Annotated in this window: 19 protein-coding genes; 18 read left to right on the top strand and 1 reads right to left on the bottom strand. The window is 48.2% G+C overall.

What is annotated here, in order from left to right:
- Positions 1 to 20: 20 nt before the first annotated feature.
- The 5 genes from ispE to BLV50_RS31275 all read left to right on the top strand — a co-directional run bounded on the left by ispE (position 21) and on the right by BLV50_RS31275 (position 5113).
- On the top strand, positions 21 to 875 hold the full coding sequence (ispE, locus tag BLV50_RS31255) for a 4-(cytidine 5'-diphospho)-2-C-methyl-D-erythritol kinase (RefSeq protein ID WP_064641978.1): 855 nt from the start codon (positions 21 to 23) through the stop codon (positions 873 to 875).
- 98 nt (positions 876 to 973) lie between these two features.
- Entirely contained in the window at positions 974 to 1801 is an 828-nt protein-coding gene (gene purR, locus BLV50_RS31260) for a pur operon repressor (RefSeq protein ID WP_064641410.1), read from the top strand.
- A gap of 188 nt (positions 1802 to 1989) precedes the next feature.
- A complete protein-coding gene (gene spoVG / locus BLV50_RS31265; RefSeq protein WP_017691372.1) occupies positions 1990 to 2274 on the top strand; it encodes a septation regulator SpoVG in 285 nt (94 codons plus the stop codon).
- A gap of 392 nt (positions 2275 to 2666) precedes the next feature.
- Positions 2667 to 4058, top strand: coding sequence for a bifunctional UDP-N-acetylglucosamine diphosphorylase/glucosamine-1-phosphate N-acetyltransferase GlmU (gene glmU / locus BLV50_RS31270; RefSeq protein WP_371121682.1), 1392 nt, complete (start codon positions 2667 to 2669; stop codon positions 4056 to 4058).
- Between the two features lie 101 nt (positions 4059 to 4159).
- The gene (locus BLV50_RS31275) at positions 4160 to 5113 is read left to right on the top strand and encodes a ribose-phosphate diphosphokinase (RefSeq protein WP_017691370.1); all 954 of its coding nucleotides are present in this window, start codon (positions 4160 to 4162) and stop codon (positions 5111 to 5113) included.
- A 109-nt stretch (positions 5114 to 5222) separates the two neighbouring features.
- Here the strand turns inward: BLV50_RS31275 and BLV50_RS31280 are convergent, their stop codons facing one another.
- A complete protein-coding gene (locus tag BLV50_RS31280; protein WP_064641977.1) occupies positions 5223 to 5423 on the bottom strand; it encodes a hypothetical protein in 201 nt (66 codons plus the stop codon).
- Positions 5424 to 5785: 362 nt separating this feature from the next.
- Between BLV50_RS31280 and pth the strand changes: the two genes are divergently transcribed.
- The 13 genes from pth (at position 5786) to BLV50_RS31345 (ending at position 19070) form a co-directional block, all read left to right on the top strand.
- A complete protein-coding gene (gene pth / locus BLV50_RS31285) occupies positions 5786 to 6346 on the top strand; it encodes an aminoacyl-tRNA hydrolase (RefSeq protein ID WP_090811958.1) in 561 nt (186 codons plus the stop codon).
- 98 nt (positions 6347 to 6444) lie between these two features.
- Positions 6445 to 6675 (top strand): anti-sigma-F factor Fin, encoded by a 231-nt coding sequence (locus tag BLV50_RS31290; protein ID WP_024633714.1) that lies wholly within the window; start codon positions 6445 to 6447, stop codon positions 6673 to 6675.
- Positions 6676 to 6953: 278 nt separating this feature from the next.
- A complete protein-coding gene (gene mfd, locus BLV50_RS31295) occupies positions 6954 to 10481 on the top strand; it encodes a transcription-repair coupling factor (protein WP_063567549.1) in 3528 nt (1175 codons plus the stop codon).
- A complete protein-coding gene (locus tag BLV50_RS31300) occupies positions 10465 to 11607 on the top strand; it encodes a peptidylprolyl isomerase (protein WP_063567550.1) in 1143 nt (380 codons plus the stop codon). The genes mfd and BLV50_RS31300 overlap by 17 nt, the downstream gene beginning before the upstream one ends.
- A 319-nt stretch (positions 11608 to 11926) precedes the next feature.
- Positions 11927 to 12469 (top strand): stage V sporulation protein T, encoded by a 543-nt coding sequence (gene spoVT, locus BLV50_RS31305; RefSeq protein WP_024633717.1) that lies wholly within the window; start codon positions 11927 to 11929, stop codon positions 12467 to 12469.
- Between the two features lie 189 nt (positions 12470 to 12658).
- On the top strand, positions 12659 to 14359 hold the full coding sequence (locus BLV50_RS31310) for a putative polysaccharide biosynthesis protein (RefSeq protein ID WP_090811960.1): 1701 nt from the start codon (positions 12659 to 12661) through the stop codon (positions 14357 to 14359).
- Between the two features lie 249 nt (positions 14360 to 14608).
- On the top strand, positions 14609 to 16102 hold the full coding sequence (mazG, locus tag BLV50_RS31315; RefSeq protein ID WP_090811962.1) for a bifunctional methyltransferase/pyrophosphohydrolase YabN: 1494 nt from the start codon (positions 14609 to 14611) through the stop codon (positions 16100 to 16102).
- Between the two features lie 306 nt (positions 16103 to 16408).
- Entirely contained in the window at positions 16409 to 16681 is a 273-nt protein-coding gene (locus BLV50_RS31320) for an HU family DNA-binding protein (RefSeq protein ID WP_017691362.1), read from the top strand.
- Complete coding sequence (locus tag BLV50_RS31325; protein WP_024633720.1) at positions 16681 to 16959, top strand: RNA-binding S4 domain-containing protein; 279 nt, start codon at positions 16681 to 16683, stop codon at positions 16957 to 16959. Before BLV50_RS31320 ends, BLV50_RS31325 begins: the two co-directional genes overlap by 1 nt.
- A gap of 179 nt (positions 16960 to 17138) precedes the next feature.
- Positions 17139 to 17423 (top strand): sporulation protein YabP, encoded by a 285-nt coding sequence (gene yabP, locus BLV50_RS31330; protein ID WP_053778920.1) that lies wholly within the window; start codon positions 17139 to 17141, stop codon positions 17421 to 17423.
- Positions 17420 to 17989: a spore cortex biosynthesis protein YabQ gene (gene yabQ, locus BLV50_RS31335; RefSeq protein ID WP_063567553.1), complete on the top strand. Its 570-nt coding sequence runs from the start codon at positions 17420 to 17422 to the stop codon at positions 17987 to 17989. The genes yabP and yabQ overlap by 4 nt, the downstream gene beginning before the upstream one ends.
- 12 nt (positions 17990 to 18001) lie before the next feature.
- Positions 18002 to 18337, top strand: coding sequence for an FtsB family cell division protein (locus BLV50_RS31340; RefSeq protein WP_063567554.1), 336 nt, complete (start codon positions 18002 to 18004; stop codon positions 18335 to 18337).
- Positions 18338 to 18536: 199 nt separating this feature from the next.
- Positions 18537 to 19070, top strand: a complete 534-nt coding sequence (locus tag BLV50_RS31345; protein ID WP_063567555.1) for a S1 domain-containing RNA-binding protein — start codon at positions 18537 to 18539, stop codon at positions 19068 to 19070.
- The last annotated feature ends 214 nt before the right edge of the window (positions 19071 to 19284 follow it).

Below are 19284 nucleotides of genomic sequence, written 5' to 3' on the forward strand. Positions count from 1 at the left end.
GGTGAGGACGGGTGAACGCCTTGAAAATTTACGAAAAAGCGCCTGCTAAAATCAATTTGATGCTAGACGTTTTACATAAAAGAAGAGATGGATTTCACGAAGTTGAGATGATCATGACGATGGTGGATCTTGCCGATCGACTGGAAATGTCTGAGCTGCCTCGTGACACGATCTTTATCTCTAGTCAGGCGGGATATATCCCCCTGGATGAGAAGAACTTGGCTTTTCAGGCAGCCAGGCTTATCAAAGAGCGTTACGACGTGAAAACCGGAGTTCATATTCATCTGGACAAAAAAATACCGGTGGCCGCCGGACTTGCTGGTGGCAGCAGTGATGCAGCAGCAACGCTGCGTGGATTGAATCGCCTCTGGCGTCTCAACATTCCGGATCAAGAGCTGCAGGAACTTGGAGCAGAACTGGGCTCGGATGTGCCTTTCTGCATTACAGGCGGAACAGCACTCGCCACAGGCCGTGGGGAGAAGCTGACACCAATTCCGAATCCCCCGCAATGTTGGGTGATCTTGGCCAAGCCGCCGATTAATGTGTCTACAGCCGATGTCTATGGACGTTTCCGCAGCGACAAGATTGTTCGTCATCCGAGTGCTGCCAAAATGGAGCAGGCCATTCGCAACCAATCCTTTGCCGAAGTGTGCGGGCAGATGGGGAATGTGCTTGAGGACGTAACGTTGAAGCTGTATCCGGAAGTTCAGCATCTGAAGGATGCCATGATTCGGCTTGGAGCAGACGGAGTATTAATGTCAGGTAGCGGTCCAACTGTGTTTGGACTGGTCTCTAAGGAGTCCAAGGTTGCTCGGATATACAATGGACTACGAGGCTTCTGTAAAGAAGTATATGCCGTACGTATGCTAACTTAAAATTCGCTTTTATAATGTACAAACACGTATAAAGGTGGTATATTTTTAAATAATTATTCGGATTTGGATGTTTTCCGTGATCGTGAGGATGGATCTCTGTGAAGAAATTAAAACGAAGCGCAAGGCTGGTTGAAATGACGCAGTACTTATTGTCTAGACCGCATACGGTTATTCCGTTGACTACATTTGCCGAACGCTATGGAGCTGCGAAGTCGTCGATCAGTGAAGATTTGGCGATTATCAAGGAAGTGTTCGAAGAAGGTGGTTCGGGAGAACTGCATACACTGGCTGGAGCAGCCGGGGGAGTAAAGTGGATTCCAAAGGTGTCCAGAGAACTGGCACTGGCTTTTGCAGAACGACTTTCTACCCAGCTCGCGCAGCCGGATCGGATACTCCCTGGTGAATATCTGTACATGTCCGACCTGCTTGGACAGCCCGCATTGATGAATGAAGCCGGCAAGATTTTTGCAACGGCCTTTGGCAATATGAATATTGATGTGGTGATGACGGTCGAAACCAAAGGGATTCCACTTGCTTATGCGACCGGAGCCCAGCTCAACCTGCCTGTAGTGCTCGTGCGCAGGGACCATCAGGCTACGGAAGGATCGGCCGTAAGTATCAATTATGTATCCGGGTCCCATAAAAGCCTACATACCATGTCCCTATCTCGCAGGGCAATGCGTGAGCACTCCAGAGTGCTCATTGTAGATGATTTTATGAAAGCTGGGGGAACCGTCCAAGGGATGATCGACCTATTGGCCGAGTTTAATGCCACGGTAGCTGGGGTAGGCGTATTAGTAGAATCTGGATCGGTTGATTCGGAAGAACGACTGCTGACGGATTACATATCTCTGGCGAAGCTGACGGCGGTTGATGCGAAGAGCAGACACATTTCCGTCAAGCCTGGCAACTATTTTGACCTGTAGAATCATGACGAATTACATGTCGGGAAAGGTTCTTTTCCATCGACCTGGCACTAACATTGTCGAATTGTGTATTAAATAAAAAAATTCCTGAAATTAGGACATTTTTGTGGTTATAAAAAGAAGGAGTTCGTATGTGCTGTGTGGAATTATACACCAAGTTCTGATGGAAAAAGGTGGTGAACACACACATGCAAATTACGGATGTCAGACTCCGCCGTGTTAACTCTGAGGGGAGAATGAAGGCTATCGCATCCATTACCATCGATAACGAATTCGTCGTTCATGACATTCGCGTCATCGATGGCAATAACGGAATGTTTGTTGCTATGCCGAGCAAGCGGACTCCTGACGGAGAATTCCGTGATATCGCCCACCCGATCTCTTCCGGTACTCGCGAGAAGATTCAAGCAGCTGTTTTGACTGAGTATGATCGCGCAGCAACTGAGGAAGAAGTCATTGAAGAAGGTGCCTGAGAACATTATTGGGGTTCGAAGGAAAAGAGAGCCATGTCTTATGGCTCTCTTTTCTTTTTGACCGGAATAAGATATATTCAGTATTGAGTTTATTCACAGAAGAGCATTTTTGCAGCTTAAATGTTGCAAAATGTTGAAAGAACAAAAAGCGCAGCGTGCGCTTGGTAACAGGGCGGCATCTAGGAATCATGGGAATCGGTTAAGCTCGCAAGTACACGGCGTATACATATAGGTCACGATTTGTTGGTGTCCGCGTTGTTACGCGTGATTACAGAGACAGCAGGCGATGAACAAGACCGGCGCAGGGCCGGCTGAACGTTACTCATCGGATATATACAGGTAAGGTCAGACGATGGGTTTTTCAGAACAGGAGGTCGTAAATTTTGAAAAGAATGGCAATCGTTCTTGCGGCAGGGCAAGGCAAACGAATGAAATCGAAATTGTACAAGGTACTGCATCCCGTATGCGGTAAACCGATGGTGGGTCACGTGCTGGATGCAGCTCTTCGCGCAGGCGTTGAACGCAGTGTCGTTGTGGTCGGTCACGGTGCCGAAGCGGTGCAGTCATTTTTGGGTTCCAGAGCAGAGTACGTGCTTCAGGCTGAACAATTGGGAACAGGACATGCGGTGAAGCAGGTTAAATCTCTGCTCGGCAGTGAAGCAGGGTCAACCATCGTTGTCTGTGGAGATACACCACTTGTGACCAGCGAGACGCTGGAAGGACTGATGAAACTCCATGAGAGCCGCGGAGCAGCAGCAACGGTACTCACAGCTGAACTGGACAATCCCAAAGGGTACGGCCGCGTTATTCGCGGAGAAGATGGTTCTGTACAGCGCATTGTGGAACAGAAGGATTGCACGGAGCAGGAAGATGCTGTGAACGAGATCAACACAGGTACGTACTGCTTCGATAATGCTAAGTTGTTCGCTGCGCTGGAGAAAGTGACGAACCAGAATGCTCAGGGAGAGTACTATCTCACTGACGTGGTTGGCATTTTCCGTAATGATGGAGAAGTGGTGGAAGCCTACATGTCAGATGACATCGCGGAATCCATCGGAGTTAATGATCGACTTGCTCTTTCACAAGCAGAAGCGTTCATGCGTGAACGTTTGGCGGTAAAACATATGTTGAACGGTGTTACAATCATCGATCCGGCATCGACATATATCGGGGCGGATGTTACCATTGGATCAGATACAGTATTGTATCCGGGTACCATACTCAAAGGTACAACTACCATTGGTGAAGCATGCCATATTGGTCCTCAGGCAGATGTGGAAGACAGTATCATTCAGGATGGGGTTACAATTAAGCATTCTGTACTGTCACAAGCCGAGGTTGGATCAGAAGCAACTGTAGGTCCATTTGCTTATTTGCGTCCAGGTACCAAACTGGGCCGTAAAGTAAAAATTGGTGACTTTGTTGAAGTGAAAAATGCTACAATTGATGAAGGCTCCAAAGTATCTCATCTCAGTTATATTGGGGATGCTAAAGTAGGGAAAAACGTAAATGTTGGATGCGGGGCAATAACGGTGAATTATGATGGATATAATAAAGCTGTAACGACGATTGAAGACGATGCGTTCGTAGGCAGCAATGTCAATCTGATTGCACCTGTCACGGTAGGAAAAGGCGCATATGTTGTTGCGGGCTCTACCGTTACCCATTCAGTTCCCGACAATGATCTCGCGATTGCCCGCCCACGCCAGGAGAACAAACCTGGATATGCGGAGAAAATCCGTGGTCGTGCCAAAGCCAAGAAACAAAATGCCAAACCCGAATAAGGGGTATTGATATTAAGAATTGCCTCCCGAACATCGGGGGGTGCCGACATGTCGCAGACGCTTATAGATTCCAATGAACCAGCACGGAGGGTTTTTATTTTATGACTTATTTTGATTCGAAATTAAAAATATTTACTTGCAATTCTAACCCCAAGCTTGCCCATCAAATTGCTGATTATATCGGAATTCCTATGGGTGAATCTCACACAACTAGCTTTAGTGATGGTGAGATCCAAGTGAAACTCTCTGAGAGTGTTCGGGGCTGTCACGTTTATATCGTGCAGTCTACTTGCTTGCCGGTTAATGACAACCTGATGGAAATGCTCGTTATGATTGATGCACTTAAACGGGCATCTGCCAAGACGATTAACGTCGTTATTCCGTACTATGGCTATGCTAGACAGGACCGTAAGGCCCGTTCGCGTGACCCGATTACAGCCAAACTGGTTGCCAATCTGATCGAAAAAGCGGGTGCAACCCGTGTAATCGCGATGGACTTGCATGCAATGCAGATTCAAGGATTCTTCGATATTCCGGTTGATCATCTGCTCGGCGTGCCGATTTTGGCTCAATATTTCCGCTCGAAACAGATCGAAAATCCGGTTGTTGTATCGCCTGACCACGGCGGCGTAGTACGCGCTCGGAAACTGGCGGACTTCCTGAATGCACCTCTCGCAATTATCGACAAACGTCGTCCAGAGCCGAACGTCAGCGAAGTGATGAACATTATCGGTAACATCGAAGGTAAAACAGCAATTCTGATCGATGACATCATTGATACGGCGGGAACGATTGTATTGGGAGCGAATGCTCTGATGGAAGGCGGCGTGAAGGAAGTATACGCTTGCTGTACTCACCCAGTATTGTCCGGACCTGCGATGGAACGCTTGGAGAATGCACCACTGAAGGAAGTTATCGTAACGGATACCATTCCGATTACGCATGCTAACCCGACAAGCAAACTTAAAGTGTTGTCTGTAGCACCTTTGCTCGGAGAAGCCATTATCCGGGTTCATGAGGAATTGTCAATCAGCAAGCTGTTTGAAATTGAATAAGGATGTCTGCATAATGTAGTAGAGGGGTTACGTTTTCCGGATCAATGGAAAATGTAACCCCTGTCGGCGTTCCGTTATATTGGAAGTGAAGCAGTTGCCTGCCGGATTTCTAGTATCCGGGGCGGGAGATAAAACGGAACCGGCGCCGATGAAAAAGAGTGTCGGCAATTTCGACAAATTGATTATCGAAACGTGTGATTAGTCCGATCTCAATATGGGTGTCGCGGTCATATACCTGTACAGGTATATGATATTCCAGATGATAGATAAAATCGCTATGTTGAGTCAGTTGTCCGTTGTCTTCGCGCAAAACCCGCTCACCTTCCTGGGTTGATGAATAAAAGCTGTAAAAATAATATAAGTTGAACTGACGTTTACACCAAAACGGAGAGTGCAGAACCAGTCTGAAGAGGCGGAGCGTGCGCCTGAAAGCTTTCTGCAAGAATGCTACTTCGGAAGCATAGGCTATCACCGGATTTTTCCCTTGGATCAAGAGAATAAATAAAATCTGGGGATAAGAGCGATCGAAAGATGGTACTGCTATCGGAGTGATTAGGTGTAATTATCGTTCAAATTATATAACCAATTCGAATCTCACTTTGTTGATATTATATGAAATATAACATTCGAAGTCTATGCTTCACCTTAGGCTGATCCGAAGGAGGGAACAAGATGAAGTGGATTGTCGGCCTCGGAAATCCAGGCCCGAACTACGCTAAAACCCGTCATAATATTGGCTTTATGGCACTTGATCGACTTGCAGAGCGCCATAATATTTCCATAACGCATAGCAAATGCAAGGCGCTGATTGGAGAAGGTGTAATTGGTGGCGTCAAAACGGTGCTGATTAAACCAATGACGTTTATGAACCTGTCCGGTGAGTCGGTAAGGGCTTATATGGACTTTTATAAAGTTAGTCTGGAAGACCTGATTGTTGTCTACGACGACATGGACACAGAAACAGGCAAAGTCAGATTGCGTTACCAGGGCAGTGCAGGTGGTCACAATGGAATCAAATCCATTATCCAGCATACCGGTACACAGCAGTTTAACCGGGTACGGATGGGAATATCCCGACCAGAACCGGGACATGCCATTGTAGACTACGTACTGTCGAAGTTTATGAAGAACGAAAAGGAAGCGCTCGATCAAACGATCGAACAGACCTGTGATGCGTTGGAATATAGTCTGGATCATACGTTTGAGCAGACGATGGCCAAGTTCAACGGATGAACCGCTGCAAGTGACACTGGAAAAATGATCAAGATTCGGGTTCGATTCGGTCTTAATGGGCATACTGGACGTATAAACCATGTTCAGGAGGCATAAACATGTCAGTGAATTATGTGTGTAGGCATTGCCGTACTTTTATTGGACGAATCGATTCTGCCCGGATAACGGAAGCGCAATTGGGCTTTCATTTCTTGACCCCCGACGAGCGGAGGGATATAATAGCGTATAATTCCGGTGGCGATATAACCGTTCGGATTACATGTGATTATTGCAAAGAAGCTCTGGAGTTCAATCCTGAGCTGAGCCTGCTTGCGAGTCCGCTTCAATAATTAACTCGCCCGCAGCAAGAACTTATGACAGATGATGGCGGCTGCGGAATACCGCTCCACCTTTATAGCCTTGGCAGCCTGCTGAGGCTTCTTTTCAGTTGGGATGAAACCAGACTATATCCAAATTAGCCCCCAGCCACATCAAACGGATGTGGCAAAGTAGCGATTAATCCTTTATGATGAAACAGGACAAAAAGGAATTTGTATCCAATTTTTAATGTGGTGAACCTGCGCGCATGCGTGAGATACTCAAGTAAGTTATAAGAGAGGTGCCCCTTTTGTTACAAGCACTTATACAGGCTTTTTCCAAAGATCCGGACTTCGGGTCCATTACGGCCGGGATTACATCCGGCATGAAAGAGCAATTGGTTTCGGGCTTATCCGGTTCGGCGCGTCAGATTATGCTGGCTGCTCTACATCAGGAAATGAACAGACCCCTGCTCGTTGTGACACACAATATGTTTTCCGCTCAAAAAATCGCAGAAGATTTACAGGAAGCGCTTTCACCTGATCAGGTGTTGCTCTATCCTGCCAACGAACTTGTTGCCGCTGAAGCTGCTGTTTCCAGTCCGGAAACATTGGGTCAGCGTATTGACGTGTTGGTCCGTTGCGCCCAGGGATTTAGGGGCGTTGTTGTTATCCCGTTTTCCGGGGTACGGCGCTATGTTCCGCTCCCAGAAGTGATGGCTAATGCTCAGATTACAATTAAACAAGGCAATACGCTCGAGTTGGATGCATTCCTGCTGGAGATGGTGAAGCTCGGATATGAACGTGTAGAGCGTGTAGAATCACGCGGCGAGATGAGCGTGCGTGGAGGAATTATTGATTTCTATCCAGTCACATCGTCCATTGCGTATCGTGTGGAATTGTTCGATGATGAGATCGATTCCATTCGTACATTTGATCCTGCAGATCAGCGTTCCATTGAACGAATTGACGAAGTAACGGTTCTGCCGTGCAAAGAGTTAATTGCAGATCGTGAACGTATGGAGAAGGCTGCGGATGCGGCCGTTATTTTGCTTGACCAACAGTTGGAGAAAATGACGGACCGGCAGGCGAAGCTGCGTCTGCGAGAAGAAATTCATCGCGAGATCGAACTTCTGCGGGAGCATGTGTATTTCTCCGAAATGTATAAATATATTTCACCGCTCTATCCGGAGAACAAGACGATCTACGACTACATGCCAGAAGATACGTTGCTTGTACTCGACGAGCCAGCAAGGCTCGCGGAGACGTCGAAACAGCTTGACCGAGATGAGTCGGAGTGGAATCTGCATTTGATGCAAAACGGGAAGACCCTTCCAGACCTGCATCTGTCGGCCGATGGGGATGATCTGATATATGAACGTCCATTCCAGACGCTGTTTATGTCCATCTTTTTGCGTCAGGTTCCTCATACCCAGCCGCAGAATATTCTCAACTTTATCAGCCGTGGAATGCAGGACTTCCATGGTCAGATGAACGTGCTCAAAGCAGAGATGGAGCGCTGGCAGAAAGCCGGAGTTCAGGTGCTCATGCTGGCTAACGGTGAGGAAAGACTTGATCGGATGCGCCGGGTACTCATGGACTATGATATCCCTGAGCCGGAGATGCTTATTGGCAACTTGCAAACGGGTTTTGAAATGCCTTCTATTCATCTGGCTGTCGTCACCGAAGGCGAGATGTTCTCACAGAAGCAGCGCAAAGTACGCAAACCGATTCGCAATGTGGACAATGCTGAACGAATTAAATCCTATAGTGAGCTGAAAGTGGGCGATTATGTCGTTCACCAGAATCACGGGATTGGTAAGTATCTCGGGATCGGCACACTTGAGGTTGGCGGTATTCACAAGGACTACATGCATATTCTCTATGCAGGTGGAGACAAACTGTCTGTACCGATTGAGCAGATTGATCTAATTCAGAAATATGTCGGTTCGGAAGAGAAAGAGCCGAAAATATATAAGCTGGGCGGCAATGAGTGGACACGGGTTAAAAATAAAGTCCGCACATCTGTACAGGATATTGCTGATGATCTAATCAAGCTTTATGCGGAACGTCAGACGTCAAAAGGTTTTGGCTTCGACAAAGACTCTGCGGAACAGCAGGAGTTCGAGGATATGTTCCCTTATGATGAGACACGTGATCAGGTGCGTGCCATCGAAGAAATTAAGAAGGATATGGAACAAAATCGTCCGATGGACCGTTTATTGTGTGGGGATGTCGGTTACGGCAAAACCGAGGTCGCTATCCGTGCTGCATTTAAAGCTGCCATTGAGGGGAAACAGGTTGCTGTATTAGTCCCTACAACCATTTTGGCGCAGCAGCATTATGAAACGTTCCGTGAGCGTTTCTCCGGTTATCCATTCAACATTCATGTACTTAGCCGATTCCGTTCACGTAAAGAACAGAACGAGACGGCCAAAGGCATTAAGGCAGGCACCGTCGATATCGTCATCGGTACCCATCGGTTGTTGTCACAGGATCTAGTCTTCAAGGATCTTGGCCTGTTAATTGTAGATGAAGAGCAGCGCTTCGGTGTAACGCACAAGGAAAAACTGAAAAAGCTGAAAACAAACGTGGACGTGCTGACACTGACAGCAACGCCGATTCCGCGTACCCTTCACATGTCCATGCTGGGCGTTCGGGATCTGTCGGTTATTGAGACTCCGCCAGAAAACCGTTTTCCGGTACAGACGTATGTCGTTGAACACAGTCAGGCACTTGTTCGTGAAGCGATTGAACGTGAATTGGCTCGTGGCGGTCAGGTCTACTACTTGTATAACCGTGTTCAGGGAATTCAGGAGATGGCTGCGGAAATTTCCGAATTGGTGCCTGAGGCCAAGGTTGGTGTGGGACATGGCCAGATGTCGGAAACGGAGCTAGAGAAGACTATTTTGGACTTCCTGGATGGTGAGTACGACGTACTCGTTAGCACTAGCATCATCGAGACTGGGGTAGATATTCCTAACGTAAATACTCTGATCGTGCATGACGCGGACAAAATGGGGCTCTCCCAGCTGTACCAGCTTCGTGGACGGGTGGGACGTTCCAACCGGATCGCGTATGCCTATTTCACGTACCAACGGGACAAAGTGCTGACCGAAGTTGCTGAGAAACGTCTGCAATCGATTAAGGAATTCACCGAACTGGGTTCGGGATTCAAGATCGCGATGCGTGATTTGTCGATCCGCGGCGCGGGTAATCTGCTCGGAGCTGAACAGCACGGCTTTATTGCGTCTGTCGGATTCGATCTATATTCTCAGATGCTGGCAGAGGAAATTAACAAACGCAAAGTTACGATGCTCGGCGAAGAGCCGGTGCCATCCGATCAGTGGAACACAACACTGGATCTCAGTATCGATGCGTACTTGCCGTCTGATTATATTTATGACAGTATTCAGAAGATTGAAATTTATAAAAAAGTGGCGGTTATTGCCTCCTTCGACGATGCAATGGAACTGGAAGACGAATTGGTTGACCGATTCGGAGATCTGCCGGAAGCCGTGATCAATCTGCTGGCGGTAGCCAGAATGAAAGTCTATGGCAAGATCTACGGTATTGAATCAATCTCCCAACGCGGAGATGATCTTACAGTGAAGTTCTACGAAGGTCGAGAACATGCATTTGAGCTCTCAAAAATCGCACACATTGGAAATCAGTTCGAAAGACGTGTACAATTTGAACAAGGACCCCATATGCTTATTCATGTCAAGGGCAAAGGGCTTGGGGACAAGCAACTAATGGAGCTGGTAGAGAAATTTCTGGAGTCCATGAAAAGTGCTTTTAAATCAAAGGGGGAACTAAAGGATGTTAGCAAAGTATAAAAAAGTAGGGAAAGTACTGTCTGTGAGTATGGTAGCAGTACTGTCCTTATCACTGCTTGCTGCTTGTGGCAAGAAGGAAGAAGCGAAAACAGAACCGAAGGATACAAGTGCTGTAGTCGCTACGTATGATGGCGGTACAATTACAGCCAATGAATTCGACATGGAGCAACGGGTCATGAAATTCCTCTATCCGGAATATGCACAAATGATGGATATGGATGATTTCAAGGAGTACCTGGTAAAACAGGAAGTTGCTTATGAATATTTGAGTGGAAAAGCAAGTGATGCAGCCAAAACCGAGGGTGCCAAAACAGCGACAGAGCAATTCGACAAAATGAAAGCTTCTGTTCAAGCTGACCAATGGACTGAGATGCTGAAAGCTCAGAATCTGACAGACCAGAACATTAAGGATTACATGACTCGCATCATGACGGTAATTAAGGATAAAGAAACTGGCGTTACTGAAGATGCGATTAAAGCTGAATTTGAGAAAAATAAAGATCAGTTCACAACGGCGTCTGTTCGTCATGTACTGATCAATTTCACTGATCCAAAAACGCAAAAAGAGCGTAAAAAGGAAGATGCTCTGAAACTTGCGAAAGAAGTGAAAGCGAAATTGGACGGCGGAGCAGACTTTGCTGAAATCGCGAAGAAATACTCCGAAGATACAGGTTCTGCAGAAAAAGGCGGCTTGTATGAAGATACACCTGTAGCCAGCTGGGTAGATGCGTTCAAAGAAGCGGCCAAAACACTGCCATTGAACAAAATCAGTGATCCAGTAGAGACTGAATATGGTTATCACATCATGAAAGTAGAAAAACGTACAGAAGCGGACTACACGAAATTGACTGCTGAACAAAAAGAAACACTGAAAAGTCAATTGGCCGCTGCTGAGATCGACACATTCATGACCAGTGAACTGGACAAAATCGTTAAAGAAGTAAAACTGCCGAAAACAGACAAAGCTGAAGAAGGCACAACTGAAGGCACAACCGGTACAGGAACGGAAAAAGGTACTGAGGGTGAAAAAACCGATGCGGGTACGGATACCAAAACGGATCAAGGAACAACTGGAACCGACAAAGATACAACAACAGGTGAAGGTACAGATACAAGCGGTAAGTAAGATAGCGAGTGCATACATTCAGCACATACGTTTGTCTGGATGATACACTGAACGCTTCTAATATGGACAACCATACAGAAAAGCAAGGGGGGGACTTAAGGCCTCCCTCTTGCTTTTCCTTGTATCTATGAAGCAAAGTGGGTACATGGTCGCCTTCTGTGGAAGTTTACACAACTATATTCTCCAAAGTATGTATAAGGAAATGGGAACAGATGAATACTATGGTCAAGATATCACACTAAACGTTCTGGGACTTTCCTCTACCCATTAAGGAACAGTAGTTGAAAAATCTTCTCGAGAAAGTGGGGCAACATGTGAAATGAAAGCTACTGGTATTGTCCGCCGTATAGATGACCTCGGTCGAGTGGTCATTCCGAAAGAAATCCGCCGTACGTTACGTATCCGTGAAGGCGATCCACTTGAGATTTTTGTGGACCGCGATGGAGAGGTTATTCTTAAAAAATACTCGCCGATTGGCGAACTTGGTGATTTTGCCAAAGAATATGCAGAATCGCTGTATGAAAGTACAGGCCATGTAACGATGATCTCTGATCGTGATACGATTATTACCGTGGCAGGTGGCTCCAAGAAAGAGTATCTGGACAAGCAGGTAGGTCCTTTGCTAGAGAGTTGTATGGAAAACCGGAAGACGATTTTGGAGACCAACAATGGTTCTTATGAGCTTAGCAAAGATCATGACGAGACGTTATCGTCTTTTGTTATTGCCCCGATCATTTCAGGTGGTGACCCCATCGGAACGGTTATCCTTTTCAACAAGGATGAATCGGTGAAGATGTCTCAGATGGAAATTAAAATGTCCGAGACAGCTGCCGGGTTCCTTGGCAAACAGATGGAGCAATAAATAGCAGATCAACTCCTGGTGCCCAGAGGGCAACCAGGAGTTTTTGCATTTTAGGGAAGCTGTAGATAGTGTGGATGATGTCCTGAAGTGCATGGTGTCTTGAAGGGTTAGTCTGTGCGCCTTGGGACAGGTATAATAGCTAGGTATACTTTGAAGGAATGAATGCACGGACATACGCAGGAGGGACATATGAAACAGTTGTCTACAGGCTCAAGATTGCTTCAGGGCGCATTTGTGCTTGGGCTTGCCGCCATTATATCCAAAATCATTGGTGCTTTTCAGAAGATTCCGCTACAGAATCTGGGGGGAGACGGTGTTTTTGGCATCTACAATACGGTGTACCCGTTCTATATGCTCATCATTACCCTTGCTGCTGCAGGGCTGCCTGTGGCTGTATCCAAATTCGTAGCCGAGCAGAATGCTCTTGGTCGACCGGAGGAGGGCAGACGGGTTATACGCTTGTCCTCGATGCTGCTCGGTGGAATTGGACTAGCGCTGGCCTTGTTGATGTACATAGGTGCACCGCTTATTGGAGATCTGATTGGAAACGGAAGTGTCGTACCATCCATTCGCACAGCTTCAATGGCATTGTTGTTTGTACCGGTGATGACAGGCTTGCGCGGATATTTTCAGGGGTTGCAGCAAATGGTGCCTACGGCGGTATCCCAGGTGGTAGAGCAAACTGTTCGGGTCACGGTGATGATTGTTCTGTTGTTGTGGCTCATGGGACAGGACGCTTCATTGGAGACCATTGCAGCTGGAGCCATGATTGGTTCAGTGGCAGGAGGGTTTGCCGGGTTAGTTACGATGCTTGGATATGTGTACCATCATCGACGGAAAAATGGGGAAAGGCTCGCTGTTATGAAAAGTACTGAGACAGCTGGGCAAATGGAGAAAACCAAAGAACACCGAAGCGGGGGGAGCAGCCTTCTGTCTGAGGAGCGGCGATCCAACGGTGAGTGGATGCGGACGCTACTGATCTATGCCATTCCGGTTTGTCTCGGATCACTGGCTGTGCCATTGATGAATTTGGTGGATACCTTTACGGTACCCCGACTGCTAAGACGAGAAGGGTTGGATGAGCTCCAATCTATGGTGTCCTTCGGGATTTACAACCGGGGCTTGCCGCTGGTTCAGTTGGTGACGATGCTTGCCACGTCGCTGTCTGTGCTCTTTATTCCGGCGATGGCCGAAGCCCGGCTGAAAGGCGGGCCAGAAGCCGTGAGGCAACAAGCAGGCCTTGCGCTGCGCTGGTTCTGGTTGATCGGCCTGGCGGCATCCGCAGGTTTAGCGGTGCTGGCAGAGCCGATTAACCGCATGCTGTACGGCGATGCCGCAGGCACCGAAGCTCTGCGGTACATGGCGCTGACGGCTGCGGGCAGCACCGTCAGCATTATCGCGGCGGCGCTGCTGCAAGGCCTCGGCGCCGTGCGCGCACCCGCGTTCAGCATGCTGGCCGCCGCAGGCGTCAAGGCGCTGCTGAACGTCTTGCTTGTGCCGGCGCTGGGCATCAGCGGCGCGGCCCTGGCAGGCGCAGTCGCCTACATGCTGGCGGCTGGCCTGAATGTGGCGCTGCTGGCGCGACTTGTCGCCATGCGCCCGGCCCCGGGCGCCGTTCTGGCGAAGCCGGCGCTGGTGATCGCCGCCGTGAGCCTGGCGGCGGCAGGCACGGCCTGGGCCGCCGAAGCAGTGCTCGGCGGCATCGGTATCGCGGCCGATCGTAGGCTGGCCGCGATGGGCGTGAGCCTGCTTGGCATAGCCGCAGGCTCGGCCGTGTTCTTGCTGGCCGCGGCCCGGACGGGGCTGCTGAGCGCCGCAGAGCTGGCGGCCGTGCCTAAGCTGGGGCCGCTGCTGGCGAAGCTGCTGCGCAGACTGCGTGTGCTGCGCTAACCCTCGCGTTGCGCTGCTACAGTTAGCGCTACGTCAGCCATTCAACCCGGCTCCCACATTAAAGCGGAGCAAAAGTGATTGAATGAGTCACACCGTGTCATATGCAAATGCAATTATAGGATAACGTCTAATTCTGGTATAATACGTTTAATTATAGAGCCCTGTTCTGTACTATGTATAACCCATCCAAGATTGGTTGACCAAGGATGGGGAGTCGGAACGGGATAGTTCGGATGGAGGCTTATAAAGATGAGTGCAGCTTTGACAGTAGTCGGTCTTGGATCTGGAGATGCAGATCAGCTAACGGTAGGAATCATCAAAAAAATGAAACATGCAGCGACGCTGTATGTACGCACACTGGATCATCCCGTGTTGAATGATCTCAAGCAGGAAGGGTTGGAGATGACATCCTTCGATGCCATCTATGAGGCGAAGGATTCTTTTCCGGAAGTGTACGACGAAATTTCAGATCGACTGATTGAGGCCGCACGCAAGGGTGAGCCGGGTACCGAGATCGTTTATGCCGTGCCAGGGCATCCCATGGTCGCTGAAGCGAGTGTACGCCTGTTGAAGGAGCGCTGCCCAGAAATGGGCATTTCGCTGCGCGTTATGGGTGGGGAAAGCTTTCTGGATGAAGCGTTTATTCGTCTTGGATTCGATCCGATTGAAGGTTTCCAGCTTCTCGATGCCAGCAGTCTGAATACGGAACTGGTGCAGCCACAGCTTCATACCTTGATTGGACAAGTATATGATGTGTTTACCGCTTCCGACGTAAAACTGTGCCTGATGGACGTTTACCCTGACGATTATCCGGTATTTGTCGGACATGCCTTGGGTGTACAGGGACAGGAGATCATACACAAGGTGCCGCTGCATGATCTGGATCGGATTGAAGGGTACGGTAATCTCTCATTGATATATGTGCCCAAGAATACGGATGACGCGCTTCGTCGGCGCTCCTTCGCACGACTGCATGAAATCGTGAATATCCTTCGCAGTCCAGGTGGCTGTCCATGGGATCAGGAGCAGACCCACCAGTCGATTCGTAAAAACCTGATTGAGGAAACCTATGAAGTCATTGAAACGATTGATGAAGATGACCCTGATCACATGAAGGAAGAGCTGGGCGACCTCCTGTTGCAGATTTTGCTGCACTCCCAGATGGAAGAAGAGGTTGGCACATTTAACGTGTACGACGTTATCGAAGGGTTGAACGACAAGCTAATTTTCCGTCATCCGCACGTATTCGGTGAACAACAGGCAGAGAATGCGAATGAAGCGTTGCAAAACTGGGAACAGATGAAGGCAGAGGAGAAAAAGCGCAAGGGACAGGATCTACAGCAGACTTCTGTGCTAGACGGTATTCCCCGCGACTTGCCTGCCTTGATGAAAGGGTACAAATTACAGAAAAAAGCGGCTAAAGTTGGCTTCGATTGGGATGACGTGGAAGGTGTCTTTGCCAAGATTGAGGAAGAGCTGGCAGAGCTAAAAGAAGCAGTGCAGCATAACCAGTCTGCGGAAGAACGGAAGCTGGAACTGGGCGATTTACTGTTTGCAGCTGCCAATGTAGCGAGATTTATTGATACCGATCCAGAGGAGGCGCTTGCCGCCACCAATAGGAAATTCATTCAGCGTTTCCAGTATATTGAGGAGCGTCTGCGTGAACAGGGAAGAACTCCATCAGACAGCAATGTCGATGAAATGGAGCAATACTGGCAGGCAGCGAAGAAGGCTGGATTGTAAAGGGTTCTGGCATTTTGGGCGCTGATCCGATATCATTAGTTGCATCATACGTATCGTGTCGTCGAAGCATCTCGGGTGGGGTTGCACGAGAAACCGTGTGATTAATGCAGAGGCGTTTCGGGTACTGGACTTAGACTGTTCTTGGGCAGGACCGACAAAAAGTGAAAAAAGTCGAAGACCGAGGCAGGATTTCAGATGCCAAGCCAGAATACATGTGTAGTAACCTTGCGCGGAGCCAGCAGCAGCAGCAGATCTGTTGTCACGGATTCGCAGATACTTTTTTTTCAATTTGGGAGGCTTTTAAAAATGAACAAAACAGATCTGATTAACAACATTTCCACCAAAAGCGGTTTGACTAAAAAAGACGTTGAGTCCGTATTGAACGGCTTTTTGGGAGAAATTACAGATGCACTTGCCAGCGGAGACAAAGTACAACTGATCGGCTTTGGCACTTTTGAGACCCGCAAACGTTCCGGTCGTACCGGACGTAACCCGCAAACAGGGAATGAAATCGTGATTCCTGAGTCCACCGTTCCTGCGTTTAAAGCAGGCAACAAACTTAAAGAAGCCGTAAAATAATGCGTCTTGATAAATTCCTGAAGGTCTCCCGGCTGATCAAACGCCGCACCGTAGCCAAGGACGTTTCCGAACAGGGACGTGTGCTGGTGAACGGACGTGAAGCGAAGCCAAGCGCCGCTGTCAAAGTGGGCGATGAGCTTACGGTTCAGTTCGGTCAAAAGCTGGTCACCGTGAAGGTGGAACGTCTTGCCGAGAGTACCAAGAAGGATGAGGCGAGCAGCCTCTACACCTTGGTTAAGGAAGAGCCGATCGCCAAGGATAACGGTCTGAACTGGTAACAGGGATGCCTGATATACTTTTATACACATTCATTGCAAAATGAAAAGAAACGCCTTTCCCGTATAGGGAAGGGCGTTTTTGTGCTCAACCGTTATCCGGACATTTGCTTTCATCCAACCTTGGTTCTATTCTGCACTTCTGGTCCATAAGCTAGGGTTAAGAAGGAGGGGTACATGCCATGGTTGAGCAAAGTAAGACGAAACAGCATCATCTGAGCATGCAGAATCGGAAACTGCTGGATCTGACGGGTGTCTCCAATGTGGAGAGCTTCGACAGTGAGGAATTTTTGCTGCAAACTGAACTTGGGCATCTGACCATCCGGGGGCACAATTTACATATCAAAAACCTGAGCCTGGAGGACGGTTTGTTATCCATCGAGGGCACTGTCAGTTCTCTTCAATATCTGGACCCCGGTTCTCAGTCCAAAAACGGTAAAGGCCTGTTCGGCAAGATGTTCCGATGAGTCCGGATACTCAATGGATCACATTGATGTGGATGCTGATGTCGGGAGCCGTGATGGGGATGGCCTACGACAGTTACCGGGTACTGTCCGGTCAGCTACGGTTCCCGAGATGGAGCGTCCATACGCTAGATCTGTTGTATTGGGTCGCTTCCGCGCTGTTCGTCTTCCGGATGCTGTACGCCGGAAACCACGGACAGCTGCGGTTTTATGTCTTTTTGGGGCTGATTATAGGGGTTTGCTTCTATTTTTGGCTTTTAAGTGTTACAACCCAGCGTTTTGTGGTAATGTTAATTAAACTCGCAAGAACGCTGATTCATTGGTGTGGACATATCCTTAACATCCTGATCGTTATGCCCGCTAAAGGACTTTACAAGCTAGTGCGTGTATTATTTGGTTTCGTACTCGCCATACTGTTATTCCTGGGTAAGCTGGTGCTGCAATGTTTGGTACCTTTCGGCAAGTTGTTCCGCTGGATGTTTAGGCCAATCCTGAAACATTGGGTTACGCCACACTTCCTGATCCGTGCGGGTTCAAGTATCGCAGCGATGTGGAAACGCTGGTTTTAAGGAGGTCCGATAATGGGTAAAACACCTATGAACAAATCAAAAGCTCCAGCAGGCCAAGGAAAATCTGCAGGTGCCAAAAGGCGTCTCATGCTATGGATGACCTTTATGGTTGTGTTTATCATTTGGGCAGGATATACGTTCCTTGTGCAGACTGCGCAAATTTCGGACAAGAGTTCTCATCTGGCTGCCCAGCAATCTTCAAAGGAAGAGACGTTGAAGAAGCTGGATCAATTGAAGTACGAAGTCAGTCGGTTGAAGGATCCCGAATACATAGGACAGCTGGCTCGGAAAAAAGGATACTATCTGCCTGAGGAAACACCAATTCAGGTTGAAGAGTCAGGGAACTGATGTAATTTGGCTCATTATCGAGCAAGGATTGTTATCTATATGTCTGAAGCCGTTATACCGGAAAAAATAGGCTACCTTAAGGGGTAGTGCTCAGTTGACCTTGGTTTGCGGCATAAGGTATAATTAAATTAGCACAGCATTGATTTTGGCATTCAAAAAAATCGGGTTGTATATTTTTAAGGGAGGATCATTTTATTCTATGGCAATTGAAGTGGGCACCAAGTTAGAGGGCAAGGTGACAGGCATCACGCATTTTGGAGCATTTGTGGATCTGTCAGGAGGTGTCACGGGTCTCGTTCACATCTCGGAAATCGCCGACAATTATGTCAAAGATGTCAACGACCACCTGAAGCTTAATGACCTCGTTACCGTTAAGGTCATCAACGTTGACAAGGATGGCAAGATTGGGCTTTCCATTAAGCAAGCTGTTGACAAACCGGTTGAGCAACAAACACAGTCCAGACCCCCAAGAGCTCCTAGACCGGAACGCAGTGGAGGAGATCGCGAACGATTCAGCGGTGGAGGCCCAAGTGGTGGCCAAGGCCGTGGAGGCGGTGGCGGTGGTGGTGGTTTTAACCGTGACCGCGGAGGCCGTTCTTTCAAGCCCGCAGCAGGCAAACCTTCATTTGAGGATAAAATGTCACGCTTCCTGAAAGATAGCGAAGAACGAATCTCTTCGCTGAAGAAGAACACAGAAGGCAAACGTGGTGGCCGTGGAGCCAAACGCGTGTAATCTGGTTCAACCTGATTTAAAATATAAGAAAAACCGTTAGCCTTGGGGCTGACGGTTTTTTTGCGTTTGTTTTTAATTTTGGAGTTTAACCGTTCAGATATAGACAATTAACTGGATTCATAGCCGTTTTTGTAAAGTGAAGCTCCATATCCCCAGTTTTTCTGCACAAGAAAAAAAGTACATAAGAACATTTGTCGTCTACCATTTTTTACCG

This window comes from Paenibacillus sp. 276b, assembly GCF_900107875.1.
GTDB classification, from domain to species: domain Bacteria; phylum Bacillota; class Bacilli; order Paenibacillales; family Paenibacillaceae; genus Paenibacillus; species Paenibacillus marchantiae.

Coding starts and splice junctions, on each gene's coding strand:
- spoVG (WP_017691372.1), top strand. CDS start 1,990: ATGCAAATTACGGATGTCAGACTCCGCCGTGTTAACTCTGAGGGGAGA.
- glmU (WP_371121682.1), top strand. CDS start 2,667: ATGGCAATCGTTCTTGCGGCAGGGCAAGGCAAACGAATGAAATCGAAA.
- BLV50_RS31275 (WP_017691370.1), top strand. CDS start 4,160: ATGACTTATTTTGATTCGAAATTAAAAATATTTACTTGCAATTCTAAC.
- pth (WP_090811958.1), top strand. CDS start 5,786: ATGAAGTGGATTGTCGGCCTCGGAAATCCAGGCCCGAACTACGCTAAA.
- BLV50_RS31290 (WP_024633714.1), top strand. CDS start 6,445: ATGTCAGTGAATTATGTGTGTAGGCATTGCCGTACTTTTATTGGACGA.
- BLV50_RS31300 (WP_063567550.1), top strand. CDS start 10,465: ATGTTAGCAAAGTATAAAAAAGTAGGGAAAGTACTGTCTGTGAGTATG.
- spoVT (WP_024633717.1), top strand. CDS start 11,927: ATGAAAGCTACTGGTATTGTCCGCCGTATAGATGACCTCGGTCGAGTG.
- BLV50_RS31310 (WP_090811960.1), top strand. CDS start 12,659: ATGAAACAGTTGTCTACAGGCTCAAGATTGCTTCAGGGCGCATTTGTG.
- mazG (WP_090811962.1), top strand. CDS start 14,609: ATGAGTGCAGCTTTGACAGTAGTCGGTCTTGGATCTGGAGATGCAGAT.
- BLV50_RS31320 (WP_017691362.1), top strand. CDS start 16,409: ATGAACAAAACAGATCTGATTAACAACATTTCCACCAAAAGCGGTTTG.
- BLV50_RS31325 (WP_024633720.1), top strand. CDS start 16,681: ATGCGTCTTGATAAATTCCTGAAGGTCTCCCGGCTGATCAAACGCCGC.
- yabP (WP_053778920.1), top strand. CDS start 17,139: ATGGTTGAGCAAAGTAAGACGAAACAGCATCATCTGAGCATGCAGAAT.
- yabQ (WP_063567553.1), top strand. CDS start 17,420: ATGAGTCCGGATACTCAATGGATCACATTGATGTGGATGCTGATGTCG.
- BLV50_RS31340 (WP_063567554.1), top strand. CDS start 18,002: ATGGGTAAAACACCTATGAACAAATCAAAAGCTCCAGCAGGCCAAGGA.
- BLV50_RS31345 (WP_063567555.1), top strand. CDS start 18,537: ATGGCAATTGAAGTGGGCACCAAGTTAGAGGGCAAGGTGACAGGCATC.